Source organism: Pseudomonas sp. S9, from assembly GCF_000222125.1.
GTDB classification, from domain to species: Bacteria; Pseudomonadota; Gammaproteobacteria; order Pseudomonadales; family Pseudomonadaceae; genus Aquipseudomonas; species Aquipseudomonas segetis.
Genome location: NZ_AFFX01000005.1, coordinates 26,050 through 46,005, shown reverse-complemented (window position 1 = coordinate 46,005; position 19,956 = coordinate 26,050). Strand labels below are relative to the sequence as shown.

General features: G+C 58.3%; 24 protein-coding genes, 1 pseudogene and 1 riboswitch. Of the genes and pseudogenes, 9 read left to right on the top strand and 16 right to left on the bottom strand.

Annotated features, from left to right (window positions below; genetic code table 11):
* Positions 1 to 10: 10 nt before the first annotated feature.
* From PSES9_RS0111570 to nrdR, 9 genes and pseudogenes are all read right to left on the bottom strand, one after another.
* Positions 11 to 739 carry a substrate-binding periplasmic protein gene (locus PSES9_RS0111570; protein ID WP_010487083.1) on the bottom strand — a complete coding sequence of 243 codons (729 nt, stop codon included), beginning with the start codon at positions 737 to 739 and terminating at the stop codon, positions 11 to 13.
* A gap of 83 nt (positions 740 to 822) precedes the next feature.
* On the bottom strand, positions 823 to 1,335 hold the full coding sequence (locus tag PSES9_RS0111565) for a phosphatidylglycerophosphatase A family protein (protein ID WP_010487082.1): 513 nt from the start codon (positions 1,333 to 1,335) through the stop codon (positions 823 to 825).
* Positions 1,328 to 2,296: pseudogene (gene thiL, locus PSES9_RS23425) on the bottom strand (thiamine-phosphate kinase). The gene PSES9_RS0111565 and the pseudogene thiL overlap by 8 nt, the downstream one beginning before the upstream one ends.
* A 75-nt stretch (positions 2,297 to 2,371) precedes the next feature.
* On the bottom strand, positions 2,372 to 2,872 hold the full coding sequence (gene nusB / locus PSES9_RS23420; RefSeq protein WP_010487078.1) for a transcription antitermination factor NusB: 501 nt from the start codon (positions 2,870 to 2,872) through the stop codon (positions 2,372 to 2,374).
* The gene (ribH, locus tag PSES9_RS0111550; protein ID WP_010487077.1) at positions 2,869 to 3,345 is read right to left on the bottom strand and encodes a 6,7-dimethyl-8-ribityllumazine synthase; all 477 of its coding nucleotides are present in this window, start codon (positions 3,343 to 3,345) and stop codon (positions 2,869 to 2,871) included. Before ribH ends, nusB begins: the two co-directional genes overlap by 4 nt.
* A gap of 52 nt (positions 3,346 to 3,397) precedes the next feature.
* The gene (gene ribBA, locus PSES9_RS0111545) at positions 3,398 to 4,492 is read right to left on the bottom strand and encodes a bifunctional 3,4-dihydroxy-2-butanone-4-phosphate synthase/GTP cyclohydrolase II (protein ID WP_010487075.1); all 1,095 of its coding nucleotides are present in this window, start codon (positions 4,490 to 4,492) and stop codon (positions 3,398 to 3,400) included.
* A 10-nt stretch (positions 4,493 to 4,502) separates the two neighbouring features.
* Positions 4,503 to 5,165 (bottom strand): riboflavin synthase, encoded by a 663-nt coding sequence (locus tag PSES9_RS0111540; protein WP_010487072.1) that lies wholly within the window; start codon positions 5,163 to 5,165, stop codon positions 4,503 to 4,505.
* Between the two features lie 271 nt (positions 5,166 to 5,436).
* A riboswitch (FMN riboswitch) is annotated at positions 5,437 to 5,646 on the bottom strand.
* A 114-nt stretch (positions 5,647 to 5,760) separates the two neighbouring features.
* Positions 5,761 to 6,897, bottom strand: a complete 1,137-nt coding sequence (ribD, locus tag PSES9_RS0111535) for a bifunctional diaminohydroxyphosphoribosylaminopyrimidine deaminase/5-amino-6-(5-phosphoribosylamino)uracil reductase RibD (RefSeq protein ID WP_010487070.1) — start codon at positions 6,895 to 6,897, stop codon at positions 5,761 to 5,763.
* 2 nt (positions 6,898 to 6,899) lie between these two features.
* Positions 6,900 to 7,364 carry a transcriptional regulator NrdR gene (gene nrdR / locus PSES9_RS0111530; protein ID WP_010487069.1) on the bottom strand — a complete coding sequence of 155 codons (465 nt, stop codon included), beginning with the start codon at positions 7,362 to 7,364 and terminating at the stop codon, positions 6,900 to 6,902.
* A gap of 126 nt (positions 7,365 to 7,490) precedes the next feature.
* Here nrdR and PSES9_RS0111525 point away from each other — a divergent pair, with 126 nt between their 5' ends.
* From PSES9_RS0111525 to PSES9_RS0111510, 4 genes are all read left to right on the top strand, one after another.
* Positions 7,491 to 7,919: a hypothetical protein gene (locus PSES9_RS0111525; protein ID WP_010487067.1), complete on the top strand. Its 429-nt coding sequence runs from the start codon at positions 7,491 to 7,493 to the stop codon at positions 7,917 to 7,919.
* A complete protein-coding gene (locus PSES9_RS0111520; protein ID WP_010487065.1) occupies positions 7,916 to 8,611 on the top strand; it encodes a class I SAM-dependent methyltransferase in 696 nt (231 codons plus the stop codon). Before PSES9_RS0111525 ends, PSES9_RS0111520 begins: the two co-directional genes overlap by 4 nt.
* A 57-nt stretch (positions 8,612 to 8,668) precedes the next feature.
* Positions 8,669 to 9,541, top strand: a complete 873-nt coding sequence (gene trxA / locus PSES9_RS0111515; protein WP_010487063.1) for a thioredoxin — start codon at positions 8,669 to 8,671, stop codon at positions 9,539 to 9,541.
* A gap of 101 nt (positions 9,542 to 9,642) precedes the next feature.
* On the top strand, positions 9,643 to 10,104 hold the full coding sequence (locus tag PSES9_RS0111510) for a DUF417 family protein (RefSeq protein ID WP_010487061.1): 462 nt from the start codon (positions 9,643 to 9,645) through the stop codon (positions 10,102 to 10,104).
* Positions 10,105 to 10,133: 29 nt separating this feature from the next.
* Here the strand turns inward: PSES9_RS0111510 and PSES9_RS0111505 are convergent, their stop codons facing one another.
* Complete coding sequence (locus tag PSES9_RS0111505; RefSeq protein ID WP_010487058.1) at positions 10,134 to 10,478, bottom strand: hypothetical protein; 345 nt, start codon at positions 10,476 to 10,478, stop codon at positions 10,134 to 10,136.
* 126 nt (positions 10,479 to 10,604) lie between these two features.
* Between PSES9_RS0111505 and PSES9_RS0111500 the strand changes: the two genes are divergently transcribed.
* The 4 genes from PSES9_RS0111500 to PSES9_RS0111485 all read left to right on the top strand — a co-directional run bounded on the left by PSES9_RS0111500 (position 10,605) and on the right by PSES9_RS0111485 (position 13,856).
* Positions 10,605 to 11,183: a DUF2796 domain-containing protein gene (locus PSES9_RS0111500; RefSeq protein WP_010487055.1), complete on the top strand. Its 579-nt coding sequence runs from the start codon at positions 10,605 to 10,607 to the stop codon at positions 11,181 to 11,183.
* 162 nt (positions 11,184 to 11,345) lie between these two features.
* Positions 11,346 to 12,056: an ABC transporter ATP-binding protein gene (locus PSES9_RS0111495; protein WP_010487053.1), complete on the top strand. Its 711-nt coding sequence runs from the start codon at positions 11,346 to 11,348 to the stop codon at positions 12,054 to 12,056.
* A 1-nt stretch (position 12,057) separates the two neighbouring features.
* Positions 12,058 to 13,323: an ABC transporter permease gene (locus tag PSES9_RS0111490; protein WP_010487052.1), complete on the top strand. Its 1,266-nt coding sequence runs from the start codon at positions 12,058 to 12,060 to the stop codon at positions 13,321 to 13,323.
* Positions 13,320 to 13,856: a DUF3299 domain-containing protein gene (locus PSES9_RS0111485; protein WP_036988200.1), complete on the top strand. Its 537-nt coding sequence runs from the start codon at positions 13,320 to 13,322 to the stop codon at positions 13,854 to 13,856. Before PSES9_RS0111490 ends, PSES9_RS0111485 begins: the two co-directional genes overlap by 4 nt.
* A 267-nt stretch (positions 13,857 to 14,123) precedes the next feature.
* Here the strand turns inward: PSES9_RS0111485 and PSES9_RS0111480 are convergent, their stop codons facing one another.
* The 6 genes from PSES9_RS0111480 to PSES9_RS0111455 are packed head-to-tail and all read right to left on the bottom strand — an operon-like array spanning position 14,124 to position 19,018.
* On the bottom strand, positions 14,124 to 15,233 hold the full coding sequence (locus PSES9_RS0111480; RefSeq protein ID WP_010487049.1) for a tetratricopeptide repeat protein: 1,110 nt from the start codon (positions 15,231 to 15,233) through the stop codon (positions 14,124 to 14,126).
* Position 15,234: 1 nt separating this feature from the next.
* Positions 15,235 to 15,927 carry an energy transducer TonB gene (locus PSES9_RS0111475; RefSeq protein ID WP_010487047.1) on the bottom strand — a complete coding sequence of 231 codons (693 nt, stop codon included), beginning with the start codon at positions 15,925 to 15,927 and terminating at the stop codon, positions 15,235 to 15,237.
* Entirely contained in the window at positions 15,927 to 16,337 is a 411-nt protein-coding gene (locus PSES9_RS0111470; protein WP_029529509.1) for an ExbD/TolR family protein, read from the bottom strand. Before PSES9_RS0111470 ends, PSES9_RS0111475 begins: the two co-directional genes overlap by 1 nt.
* An 11-nt stretch (positions 16,338 to 16,348) precedes the next feature.
* Complete coding sequence (locus PSES9_RS0111465) at positions 16,349 to 16,897, bottom strand: MotA/TolQ/ExbB proton channel family protein (protein WP_010487043.1); 549 nt, start codon at positions 16,895 to 16,897, stop codon at positions 16,349 to 16,351.
* Complete coding sequence (locus tag PSES9_RS0111460; RefSeq protein ID WP_010487041.1) at positions 16,890 to 18,251, bottom strand: MotA/TolQ/ExbB proton channel family protein; 1,362 nt, start codon at positions 18,249 to 18,251, stop codon at positions 16,890 to 16,892. Before PSES9_RS0111460 ends, PSES9_RS0111465 begins: the two co-directional genes overlap by 8 nt.
* Positions 18,251 to 19,018 carry a DUF3450 domain-containing protein gene (locus PSES9_RS0111455; RefSeq protein WP_010487039.1) on the bottom strand — a complete coding sequence of 256 codons (768 nt, stop codon included), beginning with the start codon at positions 19,016 to 19,018 and terminating at the stop codon, positions 18,251 to 18,253. Before PSES9_RS0111455 ends, PSES9_RS0111460 begins: the two co-directional genes overlap by 1 nt.
* Before the next feature lie 188 nt (positions 19,019 to 19,206).
* Here PSES9_RS0111455 and PSES9_RS0111450 point away from each other — a divergent pair, with 188 nt between their 5' ends.
* Entirely contained in the window at positions 19,207 to 19,887 is a 681-nt protein-coding gene (locus PSES9_RS0111450; protein ID WP_010487038.1) for an OmpW/AlkL family protein, read from the top strand.
* Positions 19,888 to 19,956 lie beyond the last annotated feature (69 nt).

Below are 19,956 nucleotides of genomic sequence, written 5' to 3'. Positions count from 1 at the left end.
TTCCCTGTTATCAGTCAAATGGGTAAGGCTGTTTCCAACGCTGGAAAATGGGTTTCAAGGTGCCCTGCTCGACCAGGACCTGCATGCGCTGATCGAACAAGTCAGCCAGTTGATGACCGCGCGGGTTATCGGCAAACCCCAGGTAGATCGGCAAGCGGGTCAGCACCGTCACCCGGTAATGCGCAGGATCGGGAGCGGTCATCAGCAATTGCTCGACCTCGGTGCGCGCATCAATGTAGTAATCGGCACGCCCGAAATTTAGCATCTCAAGAATGCCATTTCGGCGCTGCACTTCGCGAAAACGCGTCAAATTCGGCAAGTATTGCTGATAGGCATAGCCGCGCACCCAGACCAGTCGGTACTGGTTGAGGGTCTGCAGATTGGGCACAGGGGTAGCAAGCGTGCTCAGGGCGGTGATCTGGTCGGCATCGTAGTTCCAGTGCGGATAAAACACCCCCTGCTGGACCTCGTCGAGGTAGGAGCCAACCCAGGCATCGGCCTCGCCACGCTGGACCAGGCCAATCGAACGCGTGTATGGCATGGTCTGGATATTCAGCTTGACGCCAACAGGCTCGTAAACCGCCCGCAGGACATCCCAGGCCAAACCGCTGCCATCGGCCTCGCTGTACTGTTCCCAGACATCGCTGACCAGATTGATCTCTTTCGGCGCTGGCGGCTGCGCCTTTGCCTCGGAGCCAAGGATGCATACCAGCAATATCGCTAAACATCTCGCGATCATAGGCCTTTCAAATCCATTCGTGAGCAGCGCGACTGCGCTCAATTAGCGCGTAGCCCACGCGCCTCGACTCAAGCCACAACAACTCAGAAACCCAAGCTGGACGCAAAACCACTCGTCCAACCCCAAATTACCAACTGCATTGCGAGCCAGGCAAACACACCGGCCAGCACATCGTCCAGCATAATCCCGAGTCCGCCATGCACATGCCGATCAAGCCAACTGATCGGCCACGGCTTGAGGATGTCGAACAGACGAAACATCAGGAAGCCTAGCAGCAACCAGCCCCATCCTTCAGGAACCAGCCAAAGCGTGATCCACATGCCGACCATTTCATCCCAGACGATGCCTTCATGGTCATGCACGCGCAGGTCGGTCGCCACCTTGCCACACAGCCAGAAGCCAAACAGCATGCTGATGCCGAGCATCAGCCAATAGCCCCAGTCCGGAAGCATCTGCCACAGCGGAACAAAGGGCACGGCAGCCATCGAGCCCCAGGTGCCCGGGGCCTTGGGCAGTGTTCCGGAACCGAAACCAAAAGCGATGAAATGCCACGGGTTGCTCCACACCGAATGCGGGATTTTTTCCGGTTCAGCCACCACTGCTCCCAAAATGTTGATAGCCGCCTTTGGCCTGGATAATTTCTTGTCCCTGCGCATCGACCAGCTTAACCCCTTGCCCCGCCAGAACCTTGCCAATGACATGGATCGACAAGCCTTGCGCCTGCAGCGGCGCAAGCCTGGCTTCGGGCAAGGTGAATGCCAGCACATAATCATCGCCGCCACTGAGCGCACAGTTGCGCGCTGTCTCGGCATCGACAAAGACTTGCAGGGATGTTGATAGCGGTACTTTGGCCAACTCGATCTGTAGACAGACCCGGGATGCAGCAGCAATGTGGCCGCAGTCGGCAAGCAGTCCGTCTGAAATATCCAGCGCGGCACTGGCATTACCGCGCAATGCCTGTCCCAGCGAAAGCTGCGGCTGTGGCGACCAGTACTGCTGCAGCAAGGCCTTGGCAGCGGCAGAATCATCACTGCGCTGACCGAGCACCAGCGGCAAGGCACCAGCGGCATCGCCCAGGCACCCGCCGACACAGAGCAAATCCCCCACCTGGGCACCGCTGCGTGTCAGGGCCAGGCCGCGTGGCGTACGTCCAAATACCGTCAGCGTCAGGCTCAGCGGGCCACGGGTGGTATCACCGCCAATCAAGCTTACCGAGCAGGCTCGCGCCATTTGATCCAGGCCTTGGGCAAAAGCCCGCAACCAATCGGCATTGGCGGCTTCGAGGGTTAACGCCAGGGTAAAGCCCAGCGGTGTGGCCCCCATTGCCGCCAAGTCGCTGACGGAGACCGCCAGCGCACGCTGGGCCAGCAGGCAGGGATCAGGATTATGCGGAAAATGCACACCGGCGACCAAGGAATCGGTCGAGACGGCCAGTTGTTAACCAGAAGGCAAATCAAGCAAGGCGAAATCATCGCCAATGCCCAGCGCCACGCCGTCACCCGCCTGAGCGCATGCCGCCGAAGCGAAGTAGTGACCAATTAGTTCGAACTCACCCATGACCTTTGACGCCCGAATAGATAAGCAAAAGCCGCACTAAGGCAGGCGGCTTTTGGCTATTACAAAGCTGATTGATTAACGCCTGTGAGCGCGAACCTCATAAGCACGCAGGCGCGGTGCCAGCTTGTCGAGCACACCGTTGACGAACTTGTGACCGTCGGTAGCACCGAAGACCTTCGCCAGTTCGATGCCTTCGTTGATCACCACGCGATACGGGATATCGATACGGTTGCGCAACTCGTAGGTCGACAGGCGCAGGATAGCCAGCTCAACCGGGTCCATCTCATCCATAGGACGATCAAGCAAGGGCTCGAATGCGCTGTCTATCTCGGCCTTCTGGCGTGGAACGCCGTGCAGGATCTCGTGAAAATAGGCGCCATCAACCGCAGTGAAATCGTTATCGACACGAAATTGCGCCTCGATTTCATGGAGCGGCTGACCGGCCAGGTGCCATGAATACAATGCCTGCATGGCCAAGGTACGCGCCTGGCGACGGGCCAAGGTTTTCGGACTTGGACCTTTCTTGGCCGGGGCCGCCGACTTTGGCGGCTGGCTATTGCTATCGTTCTGGCTCACTTGGCCTCCAACTGCGCCAGCAGGCTGACCATTTCCAGGGCAGACAAGGCCGCCTCTGCACCTTTGTTACCGGCTTTGGTACCGGAACGCTCGATTGCTTGCTCGATAGAATCCACAGTCAGCACGCCAAATGCAACCGGTACGCCGAATTCCATGGACACCTGAGCCAAGCCCTTGGTGCACTCGCCTGCCACGTATTCAAAGTGCGGAGTACCGCCACGAATAACCGCGCCAAGGGCGATGATTGCATCGAAATCGCCTCGTTGAGCGACTTTCTGGGCAACCAGTGGAATCTCAAAAGCACCCGGTGCGCGAATGATTGTAATGTCGCTTTCGTTCACACCATGGCGAACCAGTGCGTCTACGGCGCCACTTACCAGGCTTTCAACAACAAAGCTGTTGAAGCGGCCAACCACCAGAGCAAAGCGGCCCTTGGGGGCAATAAAAGTACCTTCGATGGTCTTCAGGGTCATAGCGAGTCTCGTCTATTAAAGAGCCAGGCCGCCGTTAGCGGCCATGAATGAATTATTCAGAGGGCAGATATTCTACTACCTCTAGATCGAATCCGGATATCGCGTTGAACTTCATCGGTGAACTCATCAGGCGCATTTTGCGCACACCGAGGTCACGAAGTATCTGCGATCCGGCACCGACCGTGCTGTAAGTCGCCGGGCTGGCGGCTTTGCCGTCTCCACCAAGTTGACGCTCAAGGTGCGCCAGCAGGTCCGGACCAGTCAGCGGATTACCCAGCAGCAGCACCACGCCACTGCCTGCCTTGGCCACTTCACTCATGGCCGCACGCAGACTCCAGCGACCTTCCTGCTTGACCATGAACAGGTCACGCAGCGGGTCCATGTTATGCACACGCACCAAGGTTGGTTCCTCGGGGCAGATTTTGCCCAGGGTCAGCGCCATGTGCACGTCGCCTTCAACCGAGTCACGGTAGGTCACCAGGTTGGAACTGCCAAGTTCGCTGTCGAGCAATTGTTCGCTGACACGCTCGACCGTGCGCTCGTGAATCAGGCGGTAGTGAATCAGGTCGGCAATGGTGCCGATCTTGATCCCGTGTTGCGCGGCGAACTCTTCCAGTTCGGGGCGACGCGACATGGTGCCGTCATCGTTCATGATCTCGCAGATAACGCCACTCGGCTCAAAGCCGCCCATGCGCGCCAGGTCGCATGCTGCTTCAGTATGGCCAGCACGCGCCAGTACGCCGCCGGGCTGGGCCATCAACGGGAAAATATGGCCCGGACTGACAATATCGTCGGCCTTGGCGCTTTTCGATGCAGCCGCTTGCACCGTGCGTGCGCGGTCTGCTGCGGAGATACCGGTGGTGACGCCTTCTGCAGCCTCGATCGACACCGTGAACTTGGTGCCAAAGCCTGAACCGTTGCGCGGCGCCATCAATGGCAACTTGAGCAGTTCACAGCGTTCACGGGTCATCGGCATGCAGATCAGGCCACGGGCGAAACGCGCCATGAAGTTGATGTGCTCGGCGGTGACGCATTCCGAGGCGATGATCAAGTCACCTTCGTTCTCGCGATCCTCGTCATCCATGAGGATGACCATTTTGCCCTGGCGGATGTCTTCAACCAGCTCTTCGATACTATTGAGTGCCATGGTGATTTCCTTAACCTTTCAAGTAGCCGTGTTCGGCTAAAAAACCTTCGGTAAGACCTGAAGCCTTTGGCTCCGCGGCTTTATCACCCAGCAGCAAGCGCTCCAGATAACGTGCCAGCAAATCGACCTCTAGATTGACCTTACGCCCCGGGCGGTAGTCGACCATGATGGTCTCGGCCAGGGTATGCGGAACTATGGTCAGCTCAAACTCGGCGCCATTGATCGCATTCACCGTGAGGCTGGTGCCATCAACCGTGATCGAGCCTTTGTGGGCGATGTATTTGGCCAACTCGTTGGGCGCGCGCAGGGTGAACTGCACGGCACGGGCGTTTTCTTCGCGGCCGACAACCTCACCAACGCCATCAACGTGACCGCTTACCAGGTGGCCTCCAAGACGACTGCTCGGCGTCAGAGCTTTTTCAAGATTGACCCGGCTGCCTGGCTTGAGATCGACAAAACCGGTGCGCGCCAGGGTTTCACGGCTGACATCGGCCCAGAAACCATCACCAGGCAACTCGACCGCAGTCAGGCACACACCGTTGACGGCGATGCTGTCGCCCAATTTGACGTCGGATAGATCCAGCTTGCCGGTTTCAACGTAGACCCGCACATCACCGCCCTTGGGCGTCAATGCACGAATGTGACCGATAGACTCGATTATGCCAGTGAACATGGCGCCTCCCCGTCTGCGAGCACGCCGCGGCACTGATCGATCAAGCGACCAGCCTGGGCTGGGTAAATAGAATGTGGCATTTGCGAACTCCTGTTTATAAAAAACAGGGCGTTTCGATCGATAGGGCGCTTGCCAGTGCTGAGCCAGCGAAACCGTTGAGGACACCCGCCTTGCCAACCTGACCGCAGGAACGCTGTACAACGCGTTGCGAATCAATCGACAAAGCCTGGGCAACTGGCTACAGCCTGCTGTCTGGGCACCCTTCAAACAAACCCGCTCTCTCTTTATCCGGACTATTGGGCTGTGCCGGACACCGCACAAGGCAGTGCCTGCAAAGCCTGTAACCGTCGGCTCCGGAATCACACCGGATCTGCTGACCTTGGCGCCCATTGATCAAGCAAAGGCTCCAAGCGCTCGCGGGCTAGACGCGTTGCGCGCCATTACCGCCGGTGGGGAATTACACCCCGCCCTGAGAACGTTGCGAGGACCTCGGTTCTCGCGAGTGGCTTTTTACCATATTTACGCCCCATACGCACCGCAAACCTGCGCCAATATTGGCTCAGGCTCGCCCTGAATAGACGGCGATAACTGTTGCTTAGTGCGGGACAACCGCCTCGGCGGCCACGACCAGAGGCACCGCGATAATCCGCCAGTCATCACCAACGGCCCGAATATCAGTGATTTTAAGCTGTGGCGCCTCGGCCATTCGTCCCAACGGCAAGTCGAGCAAGGGCCGGGCACTGGAGCCAAGAAACTTGGCGGCGACGAATATCTGATACTCATCAACCAGCCCTTGCCGGGCAAATGCGCCCGCCAGCCGTGGACCAGCCTCGACCAGAATTTCGTTACTGCCACGGGCGGCCAGCTCAACCAGCAACTTGCGCAAATCGACATGACCATTGCTGCCGGGCACGGCCAGCAATTCGTGACCCTCGCTCAAGTAGCGATCTCTCGCCGTGGCGGCCGCACAGGTCGCGACCATTGCCGCACCGGCCTGAAAGAATGCCGCGTCGAGCGGCACGCGCAAGCGCCCATCAATCAGCACACGCAAAGGCGGCCGGGCATCGGCCAGGGCAGACAACTCCGCGTTGAGGCCAAGCTCTTCGTTGCGCACGGTCAGGCGCGCATCATCGGCCAGCACCGTATCGGCGCCGCTGAGCACCACGCTCGAGCGTGCACGCAGCCGCTGCACCGCCGAGCGCGCTGCTGGCCCGGTAATCCATTGGCTTTCGCCGCTGGCCATGGCCGTGCGCCCATCAAGACTCATTGCCAGCTTGACCCGTACAAAGGGCAAGCCTTGCTCCATGCGCTTGATGAAACCCGCATTCAACTCGCGTGCCTGCGCTTCGAGCACGCCACTTTGCACGGCAATGCCGGCCTGCATCAGCCGTAGCAAGCCGCTACCGGAAACTTGCGGGTTGGGGTCCTGCATGGCCGCGACGACCCTGGCCACGCCTGCGTCAATCAATGCGTCGGCGCAAGGCGGGGTGCGCCCATGATGGCTGCATGGCTCGAGCGTCACATAGGCCGTGGCCCCTTTGGCCCTGGCACCTGCCTGGCGCAAGGCATGTACCTCGGCATGGGGCTCACCGGAGCGGGCATGCCAGCCTTCGCCCACAATCCTGCCGTCCTGAACGATCACACAGCCCACTCGTGGATTCGGGTGCGTTGAGTACAATCCTTTACGAGCCAACTCCAAAGCACGGGCCATAAAGGCGTTATCAACTGTCATGCTTAATCCTTTGAGGGTTCTCGAGACAGGCGATCAATTTCCTCGCGAAACTCATTGAGGTCCTGGAAACGCCGATACACCGAAGCAAAGCGGATGTAAGCCACTTCATCAAGCTTTTGCAGTTCGGTCATGACCAACTCGCCGAGCACCAGCGATTTCACCTCGCGCTCACCGGTGGCACGCAGGCGATGCTTGATATGGGCGATCGCCGCCTCCACTCGCTCGATGCTCACTGGACGCTTTTCCAAAGCGCGGAGCATGCCGGCTCGCAGTTTTTCTTCATCGAAAGGCTGGCGACTGCCGTCTTGCTTGATCAGCCGAGGCATCACCAGTTCCGCAGTTTCAAAGGTCGTAAAACGTTCGCCACACGCCAGGCACTCACGGCGACGACGAACTTGCTCACCTTCGGCCACCAGACGTGAGTCAATCACTTTGGTGTCGTTGGCGGCGCAGAATGGACAGTGCATACAATGGCCTGCCTTGAACGGAAAGGCGCCATGGTAGCGCATCTCAGCGGCAAGACAAGCCGCCAGCTTTGCGGTATACAGGCGGGCAAGAATCCATTGAACGGATACACGACAAAAGGAGCACGCATGTACTTGCGCCACCTCACCCTGATCGGCCTGCTCGGTCTGCTAAGCGCCTGTGCCAGCGACCCCGCTGCGCCAATAGCCAGCCAGCCCGAAACCAAGACCGCAGCGGCCACGCCAGCACATTTACGCGAAATCAGCGGCAACCTGATCGGTGTACCGGATGGCGCCATGGCAGAAGTCGCGCTGTTGGTCATCGGCAGCAATGGCCTGCCCACCCAGTTGCTGGGCAACATCCAGCTGCGCGGCAATGGTTCGACCCTGCCCTTTCGCCTGGTATTCAATCCCGCAGCGTTCGACCATGGCATCCGGGTTGAGCTGCGCGGGCGAGCCAATCTTGAAGGTCGCCTGATTCAGCATATGCCCACCCAACTGATTCGCAGCGCGCAAAACCAGACGTTTGGCGATATCCGCATGCAGGTTGCGCCGTGACTTCACCCAGCCTGGCGCCAAGAGCGCCAGCGGAGCTGCTTGAAGCGCTCAATGCGCTGCTTGGCGATGCGCAATTGAGCATACAAACCCTGCCAGAAACGGATATCAGGCTGTGGCTGATTGATGCCGGGAACATGGATCGCCAGTTCAGCCCGGAAGAAACCCAGCGCATACTCGAAGACCCGCCCTACTGGTGCTTCTGCTGGGCCAGCGGATTGGTCCTGGCGCGCTGGCTGGCGCAGAATCCGCAGTGGGTGCGCAATAAACGGGTGCTCGATTTCGGTACCGGCTCGGGGATCGCTGCCATTGCTGCAGCCAAGGCAGGAGCCAGCGAAGTCGTGGCCTGCGATCTCGACCCGATGGCCCTGGCAGCGACAAAAGCCAACGCCGAATTGAATAGTGTAAAACTGGGTTACTCCGCAGATTTTTTTGCCGAAACGGATCGTTTTGACCTGATCATTGTGGCCGACGTGCTTTATGATCGCGCAAACCTACCGCTACTGGATCAGTTCCTCAGCCGCGGGCAGCAAGCGCTGGTTGCCGATTCACGGGTACGCAACTTCGAGCACCCGCTCTACCAGCGCCTCGGCCTCATGCAGGCCTGCACCTGGCCGGACCTGGCCGAGCCGGACGAGTTTCGCCAGGTGAGCCTGTATCACGCAGCGCGCAGTTCGGCGACGACGACTTGTTAAACTAGCCCGCAAGCCTTATTAACCTACTTATCAGCCTTTGATCCTGCGAGACAGACCATGAGCGACACCCCCTATATTTTTGATATCTCCGGCGCCGCACAGTTTGATCAACTGGTCGTTGAGAACTCGTTCAATAAGCCGGTACTGGTTGATTTCTGGGCAGACTGGTGTGCGCCATGCAAGGCGCTGATGCCGCTACTGGCACAGATTACCGAGAGTTATCAGGGCGAACTGCTGTTGGCCAAGGTCAACTGTGATATCGAGCAGGACATTGTCGCTCGCTTCGGTATTCGCAGCCTGCCGACCGTTGTGCTGTTCAAGGATGGCCAACCGGTTGACGGTTTTGCCGGCGCCAAGCTCGAGTCGGAAATCCGCGCCATGCTGCAGCCCCATGTTGCGGAGCCGGCACCGGCGCAGGAAAACCTGTTCGACAGCGCCAGCAAGCTGTTTGCCGAGGGCCAGGTGGACGCTGCCGAGGCACAACTCAAGCAACTGCTCGGTGAAGACAACAGCAACGCACCGGCATTGATCTTGTACGCACGCTGCCTGGCTGAACGCGGCGAACTGACCGAGGCGCAAACAGTGCTTGATGCCGTAAGTGGCGACGAACACAAACAAGCTCTCAATGGTGCCAAAGCCCAACTGACCTTCCTGCGCCAGGCGGCTGAACTGCCTGATGCAGCTGAACTGAAGACGCGCCTGGGACAAAACCCCGAGGATGACGAAGCGACTTACCAACTGGCCGTTCAGCAGCTTGCCAGCCAGCAATACGAGTCCGCGCTGGATGCATTGCTTAAATTATTCGTGCGCAATCGCAATTATGCTGACGGCCTGGCGCATAAAACCCTTCTCCAGGTGTTCGAACTGCTCGGCAACGACCACGCGCTGGTCACTCAATATCGTAGAAAACTCTATCAAGCGATTTATTGACTGTAATTATTCATAAGCCAAGGGCTCTAGTTAAGTAAGCACTGCTGCAGAACAACAGGTTCTGCAGCGCTCACAACTATTGACTGAAGCGTTTAAACATCATGAATAGCAAGCACTCAAGGATCGGCTTTTACATTGCGCTGTACGGCACTGTGTTTATCATCGCCTGGATTGGCGCATTCAAGTTCACCCCAGGTGAAGCCAAGGCCATCAGCCACCTGATTGAGCACTCGCCATTTCTCTCGTGGATGTACAGTGTCGGCAGTATCGAGGGCGTCTCAAAGATTATTGGCGTGGGCGAATTGAGCATCGCCGCCCTGTTAGCGCTCTACCCCATCAGCAAGAAAGCCTCGCTACTCGGCGGCTTGCTGGCGACAGGCCTGTTCCTGACAACCCTGACCTTCTTGCTGACGACACCGGGTACCTTGAACCCTGAAAGCGTCTTCCCTTCACTACTGGGCGCATTCCTGATCAAAGACGTGGTATCGCTTGGTGTTGTACTGGTGGTCGTCGCCGAATCCTGGATTGAGCTCAAGCACTCAAGGTCAAACCAGTCGGCTTGACTCCAACCAGCCGATGAGCCGCTTTAGCACTAGCCAAGCCAGTGATAAACCGGCGCATCGGCCCCGCTCTCAACCCGCACCTGCGCACAATGTCGCAAGCGCACCAGCAACTGCTTTGCAGCCAACTCCCCGCCTGCCAATCCCGTAAGCTGCTCCATCAGCAACGGCCCTTCGATGCTACCTGCCTTGCCCAGTAAAGACAGGGTGCTTTGCCAAAGCGCATCAGTCCTGGGCGCCTCAACCGGCGCAGCCTCTGTAGTCGCCGGCGGCGTACTGACTGGCAAGTTAGCGGCCAAGTGCGCCCAATCCTGAGCATCAAGCTCAACAGTCAGATCAACCGGCCAATCACCGATCTTGCCGCGTATGCGTACCATATCGCCTCCAATTTCCTGGGCGGAATGCTCCCACGGCAAGGCGCGCAATGACAACTCGCGCTAGCAATCAGCGATTTAATTCGTTATAACATTACAACTTATTTCACTATCCGCCTGGAGCCAACAATGCGTCGCGTCCTGCTAGCACTGCCTTTCGCCCTTCTTCCACTTGCCGCAATGGCGCACGACCACGATCACGACCATGCGGAACATGCCAGTCTTGGCGCCCACGAACACGGGGTTGCTCAACTCAATGTCGCGCTTGATGGCAACACTCTGGAAATCGAACTGGAAAGCCCAGCCATGAACCTGGTGGGCTTTGAGCACGCGCCCAGCTCTGATGCCGACAAAGCCGCCATCAGCCAGGCCCGCAGCCAACTTGAAAAGCCTCTGGCACTATTTAGCCTCAACACTGGCGATTGCAGCCTCAGCAGCAAGGAACTGGAAAGCCCGCTGTTTTCAAGGGCTCATGTTGAATCAGAGCATGAACATGAGCACGAAGCCGGTGAGCATGAGCATGAGCACAGCGAAATTCATGCGCACTACAGCTTCAACTGCAAGCAACCACAAGCCTTGCAACAACTTGAACTGGCCCAGCTGTTCAAGCAATTCCCCGCTACCCATAAAATCCAGCTGCAACTGATTGGCCCAAATGGTCAGCAGGGAGCGGAACTGACCCCTGAGCAGAGCAGCGCCAAGTTCTAAAATCAGCCGCTGTACAGCACAAGGGGCAAGCCCTGCGTAACAATGGCTTCGTTTACTGGAATAAAACCAGTAGGCTCTCGGCCCAGGCTGTGGCGGTACACAGGCACACCAACTCTGTTTACTCCAATATAGACCGGCCCGGGCAACCGGGCCGTTGCATTCATGACTTCAGCACTGATTAGCCTCACCGACCTCGGCTTTGCATGGCCCGGCCAACCTGAGTTGCTTGATATTCCCAGCTTTACCCTGCAACGCGGCGAGACACTGTTCCTCAAAAGCCCCAGCGGCAGGGGCAAAACCACGCTACTGGGCTTGCTCGGTGGCGTGCAAAAGCCTGACCGAGGCTTGATCAAGCTGCTCGACCAGGATCTCAGCGCCTTGTCATCCGGCGCGCGAGATCGGTTCAGGGTCAACCATACCGGCTACATTTTCCAGCAATTCAACCTGCTGCCGTTTTTATCGGTACGTGAAAACGTCGAGTTGCCCTGTCATTTCTCGGACATCAGGAATAATCGCGCTCGTCATCGCCATGGCAGTGTTGCCAAGGCGGCAGCCGGTTTGCTCGCCCACCTGGGTTTGACCGACCCCAGACTGCTCGAGCGCCGTGCCGACTCGTTATCCATCGGCCAACAACAACGCGTTGCTGCGGCACGCGCCCTGATTGGCCAGCCGGAACTGGTCATCGCCGACGAACCGACTTCGGCACTCGATGCCGATGCGCGAGAAGCCTTCTTGCAGCTCTTGTTTGCCGAATGCCGCGAAGCGGGCGCCAGCTTGTTGTTTGTCAGCCACGACCAGAGCCTGGCGCCGCTGTTCGATCGCAACCTGTCGCTTGCCGATCTTAACCACGCCTCCCGGCCACAGGAGATTTAAGGTGTATTTATTTCGTCTGGCGCTGGCGAGCTTAAGCAACCGCCGCTTCACCGCCCTGCTCACCGTTTTCGCCATCGCCTTGTCAGTCTGCCTGTTGCTCGCCGTTGAACGCGTACGCACCGAGGCTCGCGCCAGCTTTGCCAACACCATCAGCGGCACCGACTTGATCGTTGGCGCCCGTTCCGGCTCAATCAACTTGTTGCTCTATTCAGTGTTTCGCATTGGTAATGCGACCAACAACATTCGCTGGGACAGCTTCGAACAACTGGCGCAGAACCCAAGGGTCAAGTGGGCGATCCCGATTTCGCTGGGTGACTCGCACCGCGGCTACCGGGTGATGGGCACCAATACCGACTACTTCGAACATTATCGCTACGCTCGCCAACAGCCGCTGGAGCTAAGCCAGGGCCGTGAGTTTGCCGATGATCCATTCGAGGTCGTGCTCGGCGCCGAGGTTGCCGAAGCCCTGCATTACAAACTGGGCGACGAGCTGGTTCTGGCCCATGGCGTCGCCACCATCAGCCTGGTCAAACACGATGACAAACCCTTTCATGTGGTCGGCATTCTCAAGCGCACCGGCACGCCGGTCGACCGCACCCTGCATATCTCGCTAGCCGGTATGGAAGCACTGCATGTTGACTGGAAAAACGGCATGCCCGCACGAGGCGCAGACAGGATAAGCGCAGAACAAGTGCGCAGCATGCACCTGCAGCCGACGGCGATAACCGCTGTGCTGTTGGGCCTGAAAAGCAAGATCGCCACTTTCAGCTTACAACGCGATATCAATGAGTATCGTGGCGAGCCCTTGCTGGCAATATTGCCGGGCGTTGCCTTGCAAGAGCTCTGGGGCTTGATGGGAACCGCCGAGAAAGCCCTGTTTGTGGTTTCGCTGTTCGTGGTGATAACCGGCTTGATCGGCATGCTCACTGCAATCCTGACCAGCCTCAATGAACGACGCCGCGAAATGGCTATCCTGCGTTCGGTCGGTGCCCGACCTTGGCATATTGCCAGCCTGCTGATATTCGAAGCCTTCAGCCTGGCCTTGGCAGGCGTGCTACTGGGTTTGTTGCTGTTGTATGTCGGCATCGCAGCGGTGCAAGGCTATGTTCAGGCTAACTACGGTCTCTACTTGCCACTCAATGTTCCAAGTGGCTATGAGTGGATGCTGCTCGGCTGTATCCTTGGCGCTGCATTGCTGATGGGTTGCGTACCGGCATGGCGTGCATATCGACAGTCCCTGGCTGACGGTCTTTCAATTCGCTTATGAGGTCACCCATGCTGCGCACCGCCCTTGGCGCCCTGATCCTGGCCATGTCCACCTCGCTTTGGGCGGCCGAGCCCCGCGAGCTGACCTGGTCGGAGCTGATCCCGCCCAACGCGCCACCTGTTGTTCGGCAGATGGCGCCCATGCATGACCTATCGCAGCTGGGCGATACCTTGTCCGAGTCTGGCCCCGGCATGAAGCAGCTATCGCCTGCGGCGCCGGTGGTCAAGGCGCTCGATGGCGTCGAAGTAAAGTTGCCGGGTTATATAGTGCCGCTGGATGCCACGGATGAGGGACGGGTAACCGAGTTCCTGCTTGTGCCCTACTTCGGCGCCTGCATCCATGTGCCGCCACCGCCGTCCAACCAGATCGTGCATATCACAACCGAACTCGGGGTCAAGCTCGATACCCTTTACCAACCTTTCTGGGTCGAAGGTCCGCTCAAGGTCGAACAAAGCACCAGCGAACTGGCGGATGCTGGTTACCAGATGAGTGCGCAGAAGATCTATCCGTACGAGTTGCCAGAAGGCGAGTAACTGAACATTCCCCCACGGCAGACAGCGCAAAACCTGTCTGCCATGGCCCAAGCCCCGAACCGCGCAAAAGCGAGCCCGCCACCTGAGCCTATGCAGTCCAAATGGTGGGTGAACAAACGCCAATCATCCTAGGGATGCGAATCACAGCGCATTCAAGCAGCGAGCAACGCGGGGCTTGGCCGCCAGGGTTCCAGCACCGACATGCTCAAACATAAGCAAGTTGCACGACCTATGTGGCGACATGGCGGGCAAAAATTTTCGACCCGCTCAGCGGGCACTGGCCAGCCGGTCATTGGCGTCCGCATTCAACTCGGCTTGTGCCCAGTTACGCCACTCGCGCACCTGGCGTCGATCTGCACCGGCGTTTTCAGCTTGCTTCAACGCCGCCAGACCGGCTTTCCAGCGCGACTGTTCCAATTCCAGCTGGGCCACGTTCATCCAGTGCTTGCCGCTACCCGATGCGCTAGCCAGTTGGCGATAAACCTCTACCGCATGGGCGCGATCACGGGCTTGCCAGTAGAACATACCAAGGCGCTCCTGACGGGTGCTGTTATTGGCCAGCAAGCCTTGGTCAAGCATGCCCTTGAGTAGCTTGGCGCCTTGCCATGGTTGATCGGCAGCGCTGGCCAGCAGCGTCAGGTTATCCAGTTCCTTGGCACTGAAGCTCAGACCTTTGGTGCGTGCCGCCCGCAACGTTGCCAAGGCCTTGTCGTAATGGCCAGACAATTGCTGCAATGCCGCCAACTGGCGCCAGTGCTGTACATCATTCGGGCTGCGGGCGAGTAACTGCTGCTGCCACTTTTCTGCTTCTGAATAGCGTTTCAGGTCAGCGTTGACCCCTACCAGGAACTGTAGCCAACGATCCTCGGCACGCGGATTGGCGCGCACATAGCGCTCAGCCAAAGGCAATGCCTTGGCTGGTTGACCTGAAGCCTGGTAAGACTGCACCAGCATCTGCAGAACTTCTTCACTGGCCTTGGCTGGAACCGGCGTCAGTAGGCGTATTACCTCCTTGTAGCGCCGCTCGGAAAGGTTCAGTTTGGCGAGGTTGAGCTGTTCGTTTGCCTGTGCGGTCTCGTCGAGCTTGCCGCTTTTGACTGCCTTGCTGAGAAGTTCGATCGCCTTGCCGTTACGGCCCTGGGCCCAGGCAAGATAGCCATGACTGCGCCACAACAAGGTTTCCTCGAGACTCCCGGACTCAGCCTTGACAGCGTTAAGGGCGCGCTCTGCTGCGGCATAGTCACCCTTTTGCTGGGCGACCTGGGCCGTGTTCAAGGCACGCATCACGCTCGGCTCTACCGTTTGCCCGGCCGCAAAAACTTCGCTGGCCAAGCTGGCGTTGACTAGAAAACTCAAAAGCAGTGCTAGACGGATCATTTCAACTATCTCCCTGCAAGCGGAAGTACAAGGTTTTTACTGCCTCGCGCGCCACAGCCAAGCCACCTTCTGTTCGCGGCGCAAATCGCCAGCGGACAGCCGCACGACGCGCCTCACGCTCAAACACATTTTTCGGGCTTGCCTCAAGCACACGTACATTCTCAACCGCGCCGGCACGGGTGATGGTGAAGGCCAGCTTGACGTGCCCTTCAATCCCGCGCTGCAAGGCATAGCGCGGGTATTGCGGACTCACGTCATTGAGCGGCACGACCTCGCTTTCAGGCCCGCCAGACTGAGCACCCGAGTCTGCTGCAGGCGCTGGAGCCGGGGCACTGGGCGCTGCCGCTCCTGCCACCAGACCGGTCAGGTTTGGGGTTGGAGCACTATTTACCGCCACGCCACTGCTCATGGTCGGCAAGTCGATGTCCAATTTAGGCATGCTCGCATTAGGCGTCGCAGCAACCGGAGTCGGAGGCGTTGGCAGCTGCGGCGTTTGTGGTTGCGGTGGCTGCGGGGCTTGCTGCCGGGTGCGGGTTGCCGTGTCGCTTGAGCGGGTGTCCATGCGCACAAAATTTGCCACGGTCACGGGCTCATCGGATGGCTGGCTGGTTGGCGGCGCGACCATGTAAAGCATCAGCGCAAACAGCAGTACTGCGATCAGGCAGGCGCTTGCAAAGGACAATGCCACACGCATCAAAGCGCTCCCGAGGTGGCTGCCAGCGCGACATCCTGAACACCTGCAAGACGCGCCTGGTCCATCACCTGCACCACCAAGCCAGTGCGAGCATCCTGATCAGCCTGGACCACGACCGCACCTTCGGGCTGGTCGACACGCATGCGCTCAACATTTGCCCGAACGCTGCGTACATCAACCACTTTTTTATCCATCCAAACCTGCCCATCAGCGGTAATCGCGATGAGGATATTGCCTTTGTCTTGCGGACTGGCGGTTTGCGCTTGTGGGCGCTGAACCTCGACTCCAGACTCCTTGATAAAGGAGCTGGTGACGATGAAGAAAATCAGCATGATAAAGACTACATCGAGCATCGGCGTCAGGTCGATACCAGTGTCTTCGTCTTGCTGATGATGACGGCGCATTCTCATGATTAGCTATCTCAGTCGTGTCGCAGCTGGTCAGCCAGCCGCTCAATGGCCTGACGGGCGTTGCGTTCGAGGCGCGCCAGGCTGAACAATCCAGTAATCGCCAGCACCATGCCGGCCATGGTTGGCAACGTCGCCTGCCAGACACCCGCGGCCATTCCGCGCGGATTGCCGGTGCCGCTCATTGCCAGCACATCAAACACTGCAACCATGCCGCTCACGGTGCCAAGCAAGCCCAGCAGTGGATACATCGCCACCAGGGTTTTGCTCAGGCGCAATGGCCCAACCAGGTGTTGCCGTGCCTGGGCCAGCCAGGCGCTGCGAACAGCGCGCTGCCAGGTACCGGAATCATCTTGCAGAAGTTGCTGCCAGGCTTTACGACGCTCGTCGACCCACACCGGGAAGACTTTGCGCATAAACCAGAAGCGCTCGAGCACCAGCGTCCAGAACACCACGCAGAGCCCTGCCAACGCCCACATCACCACACCGCCCGCGCTCATGAAATCAAGCAACGCATAGGCGCTGTCAGTTACACGCAGCCATAAGGCGAATAGATCAGTCACGGCGCGGCGCCCCAGACAAATGCAAGGCAATCAAACCGGCGCTTTGCTGTTCGAGCAGTTGGATAAGAGCCTTGCTGCGGCTCGCCAGCAAGCTGTGCAGGAACAACAGCGGAATAGCCACCACCAAGCCAAGAACGGTAGTCACCAGGGCTTGCGAAATACCATCGGCCATCAATCGCGAGTCACCGCCGCCGCCCTGGGTAATAGCCTGGAAAGTCACGATCATGCCGGTCACGGTGCCCAACAGGCCGAGCAAGGGTGCAACCGCACTCAGTAGCTTGAGCAGGCCCTGGCCTTTCTCCAGTGGTGGCGTTTCCTGAAGGATCGCTTCGTCAAGCTTGAGCTCCAGGGTTTCCAGGTCAGACAACTGCGGATTCGGCCCCAGTACGCCAATCACACGACCCAGCGGATTGCCATCATCCGGCACGCTGATGTTGTGCAACTGTGCTTTCACACCACGATTGACCTTGGCCAGATAAACCATGCGCCAGAGGGCAAGCAACAGGCCCAGCGCGCCAAGCGCGACAATCACCCAGCCGACCAGCCCGCCTTGCTGCAAGCGATCCCATAGACCTGGCTTGCGCTGCAACTGTGCCAGAATCGTACCGCGACTTGGGTCGATCGGCAGGGTCGCCAATGGTTCTTTACTTGCGAGGTAATCACTCACCAGGCCCGAGCCCGCGGGTTGGCGTGCAGGCACCAGCAATTCATTTGAGTCGGCGTCGTAGCGCAAGAACTGGCCATCACTGTAGGCCGAGAATGCCCCAACGCGCAGCACAGGCTGCTGCTTGCGAGTGCCATCTGCGGCAACCACCGGCAATTCAACCTGTTCAACCCGGCCACTGGCGGCCAGGTCTTCAAGCAGCACCATCCAGTAATCTTCAAGGTCTTGAGCCGATGGCAATGCGCGGCTTTCTGACAGGGCCTGCAAACGCTTGATGCGTTCCGGGTATTGCGCATTGAGCAGACTGTCTTGCCATTGCCCGGCGACATCACCGGCACTTTGGCGGACTACTGCAAACAACTCACCCAGGCTTCCCGAGCGCTGCTTGAGCAAGGCTTCCTGCTCAGCCAGTTCGGCTTCCTGGCGGTCAAAATCGGCTTTCAAGCGTTCGGCTTCGGATTTCTGCTCTGCCAAAGAGGCCTGGGCCTTGGCCAGAAGCTGTGCGCGCTCACTACGCTGCGCGACAAATGCCTTCTCGCGGTCCTGCATGGCGCTGACTTCGGCTGCGCGCTCGCTACGAATACGTTGCAGCAACTGGTCTGGGCTCAGCGGCTCAGCCGCGCTGACGGTTACTGGCAGCGCACTCAATACCAGCGCTGCGATCAGCCCACGTTTAATCACAACACTCATTACTGGGCCCCTAGATTCAAAGTCTTCACTGGCAAATCAAGCATGGTTGGCGCTTGCTCTTGGCGGGCAATGGCAATGGCTTGATGAAGCGGACGCCGCGCACTGCTATCAAGCACCTGCCAGGCATGAGCCTGTGGGTTCCACCAACCGCTCTCGTGACCATCAAGGGTCTGGTAATACATCATCGCGCGACCCAGTCGCAGGAACTCAACACTGCGTACACCCTGCTCGCCATCAAGCTCACCGCGCCAGGCCTCAAGCGTACGTCCGTAATCACTTTCGACCTGGTAGGCCTCAAGAATGCGCCGGTATTTTTCAGCTAGGCTGACATCAGCACGAGGCAGCAGATCCTGCAATTGCGCCAGGCGGTCGGCCCGCTCTTCAGGCAGGAAAGGCACATCGGCATTGATGAACTCGCCGAGTACTTCGACCATTTTGCGCATCTGGGGCGTAGCCGCTTGCTGGGTGCGCTCAATACCGTCGAGCTGCGCCTGGTAACCCGCCAACTCTTTTTGTTGGGCGGCAACCAGTTCACGCAGTTGCACGTTGTAGCCCTTCAAGGCCTCAGCTTGCTCCAAGGCACTGCGGTATTGGCTGAGCATTTCGCGGCTGGCGTCATCAAGCTTTTCAATGCGGGCTTGAGAGGCTTTGGCATCTGCAGCCAGACCTTGGCTTTCATCCAGTGCGTCGCCTAAAGGTGCAGCGCTCACGGCAGCACTGGAAAACATCAGCGCGGCCGCCATTAGGCGGATGGGGTAACGGCTCATGCGGTGCAAATCCTCTGCTACGGATACGTTAAAGAGAACTATTATCATCTTTATTAGCAACCAAAGGCAATCGGTGAGTGCTCTAAAAGGCCAATCCGATGACTTATTGAGCTGGATCAATGCCTGTTTTAGATAGTTAGCTATGATTTATTCATCAGCCAGCCCCACTAACTCAATAGGAGTTATCCATGAATAAATTCACCCTTATAGCTCCGCTGCTTGCCCTTGCGATGGCCCCTACTTTTGCCCATGCCTATGAGGCCGGTGACATCATCGTTCGCGCAGGCGCTATTACTGTCGACCCGAATGAAGACAGCTCTGGGGTCAAGAGCCCACTGGGCAATCTGGGTGGCAGTGCAACCGTTGAAAGCGACACCCAGTTGGGCCTCAACTTTGCCTACATGATGACCGACCACCTGGGGATCGAACTGCTGGCGGCCACCCCATTTACTCATGACGTAGGTGTACATGGCCTGCAAGGCGGTTTAGCGGGTTTGAATGGTGGCCTTGGTGACGTTAAACAACTGCCACCGACCCTGAGCCTGGTCTATTACCCGCTGGACAAGAACTACGCCTTCCAGCCCTATGTCGGCGTGGGCATCAACTACACCGCGTTCTACGACGCCAATACCTCAAGCAGCGCCGAAGCCAAGGGTTTCAGCAATCTTGACCTGAGCGACTCATGGGGCGCAGCTGCACAAATTGGCGCTGACTACATGATCGACGATCACTGGATGATCAACGGCCAGGTGCGCTATATCGACATCGATACCAATGCCCATGTTGATCTGGCTGGTGTTGGTAAACTGAAGCTCGATGTGGATGTCGACCCTTGGGTCTACATGGTCGGCCTGGGTTATACGTTCTAACCCCACATCCGCAATGAAAAACCGGCACTCATGTGCCGGTTTTTTCGTATGGGTTTGACCTTATGCGCT

Bases quoted from the DNA above. Each gene is read 5' to 3' on its own strand.
- PSES9_RS0111470 (WP_029529509.1), bottom strand. From the start codon at position 16,337: ATGAGAATGCGCCGTCATCATCAGCAAGACGAAGACACTGGTATCGAC.
- PSES9_RS0111485 (WP_036988200.1), top strand. From the start codon at position 13,320: ATGAGGTCACCCATGCTGCGCACCGCCCTTGGCGCCCTGATCCTGGCC.
- PSES9_RS0111525 (WP_010487067.1), top strand. From the start codon at position 7,491: ATGTACTTGCGCCACCTCACCCTGATCGGCCTGCTCGGTCTGCTAAGC.
- ribH (WP_010487077.1), bottom strand. From the start codon at position 3,345: ATGACCCTGAAGACCATCGAAGGTACTTTTATTGCCCCCAAGGGCCGC.
- PSES9_RS0111480 (WP_010487049.1), bottom strand. From the start codon at position 15,233: ATGATCCGTCTAGCACTGCTTTTGAGTTTTCTAGTCAACGCCAGCTTG.
- PSES9_RS0111460 (WP_010487041.1), bottom strand. From the start codon at position 18,251: ATGAGTGTTGTGATTAAACGTGGGCTGATCGCAGCGCTGGTATTGAGT.
- ribBA (WP_010487075.1), bottom strand. From the start codon at position 4,492: ATGGCACTCAATAGTATCGAAGAGCTGGTTGAAGACATCCGCCAGGGC.
- PSES9_RS0111505 (WP_010487058.1), bottom strand. From the start codon at position 10,478: ATGGTACGCATACGCGGCAAGATCGGTGATTGGCCGGTTGATCTGACT.
- PSES9_RS0111500 (WP_010487055.1), top strand. From the start codon at position 10,605: ATGCGTCGCGTCCTGCTAGCACTGCCTTTCGCCCTTCTTCCACTTGCC.
- ribD (WP_010487070.1), bottom strand. From the start codon at position 6,897: ATGACAGTTGATAACGCCTTTATGGCCCGTGCTTTGGAGTTGGCTCGT.
- PSES9_RS0111510 (WP_010487061.1), top strand. From the start codon at position 9,643: ATGAATAGCAAGCACTCAAGGATCGGCTTTTACATTGCGCTGTACGGC.
- PSES9_RS0111570 (WP_010487083.1), bottom strand. From the start codon at position 739: ATGATCGCGAGATGTTTAGCGATATTGCTGGTATGCATCCTTGGCTCC.
- PSES9_RS0111475 (WP_010487047.1), bottom strand. From the start codon at position 15,927: ATGCGTGTGGCATTGTCCTTTGCAAGCGCCTGCCTGATCGCAGTACTG.
- PSES9_RS0111540 (WP_010487072.1), bottom strand. From the start codon at position 5,165: ATGTTCACTGGCATAATCGAGTCTATCGGTCACATTCGTGCATTGACG.
- nrdR (WP_010487069.1), bottom strand. From the start codon at position 7,364: ATGCACTGTCCATTCTGCGCCGCCAACGACACCAAAGTGATTGACTCA.
- PSES9_RS0111450 (WP_010487038.1), top strand. From the start codon at position 19,207: ATGAATAAATTCACCCTTATAGCTCCGCTGCTTGCCCTTGCGATGGCC.
- PSES9_RS0111495 (WP_010487053.1), top strand. From the start codon at position 11,346: ATGACTTCAGCACTGATTAGCCTCACCGACCTCGGCTTTGCATGGCCC.
- trxA (WP_010487063.1), top strand. From the start codon at position 8,669: ATGAGCGACACCCCCTATATTTTTGATATCTCCGGCGCCGCACAGTTT.
- PSES9_RS0111455 (WP_010487039.1), bottom strand. From the start codon at position 19,018: ATGAGCCGTTACCCCATCCGCCTAATGGCGGCCGCGCTGATGTTTTCC.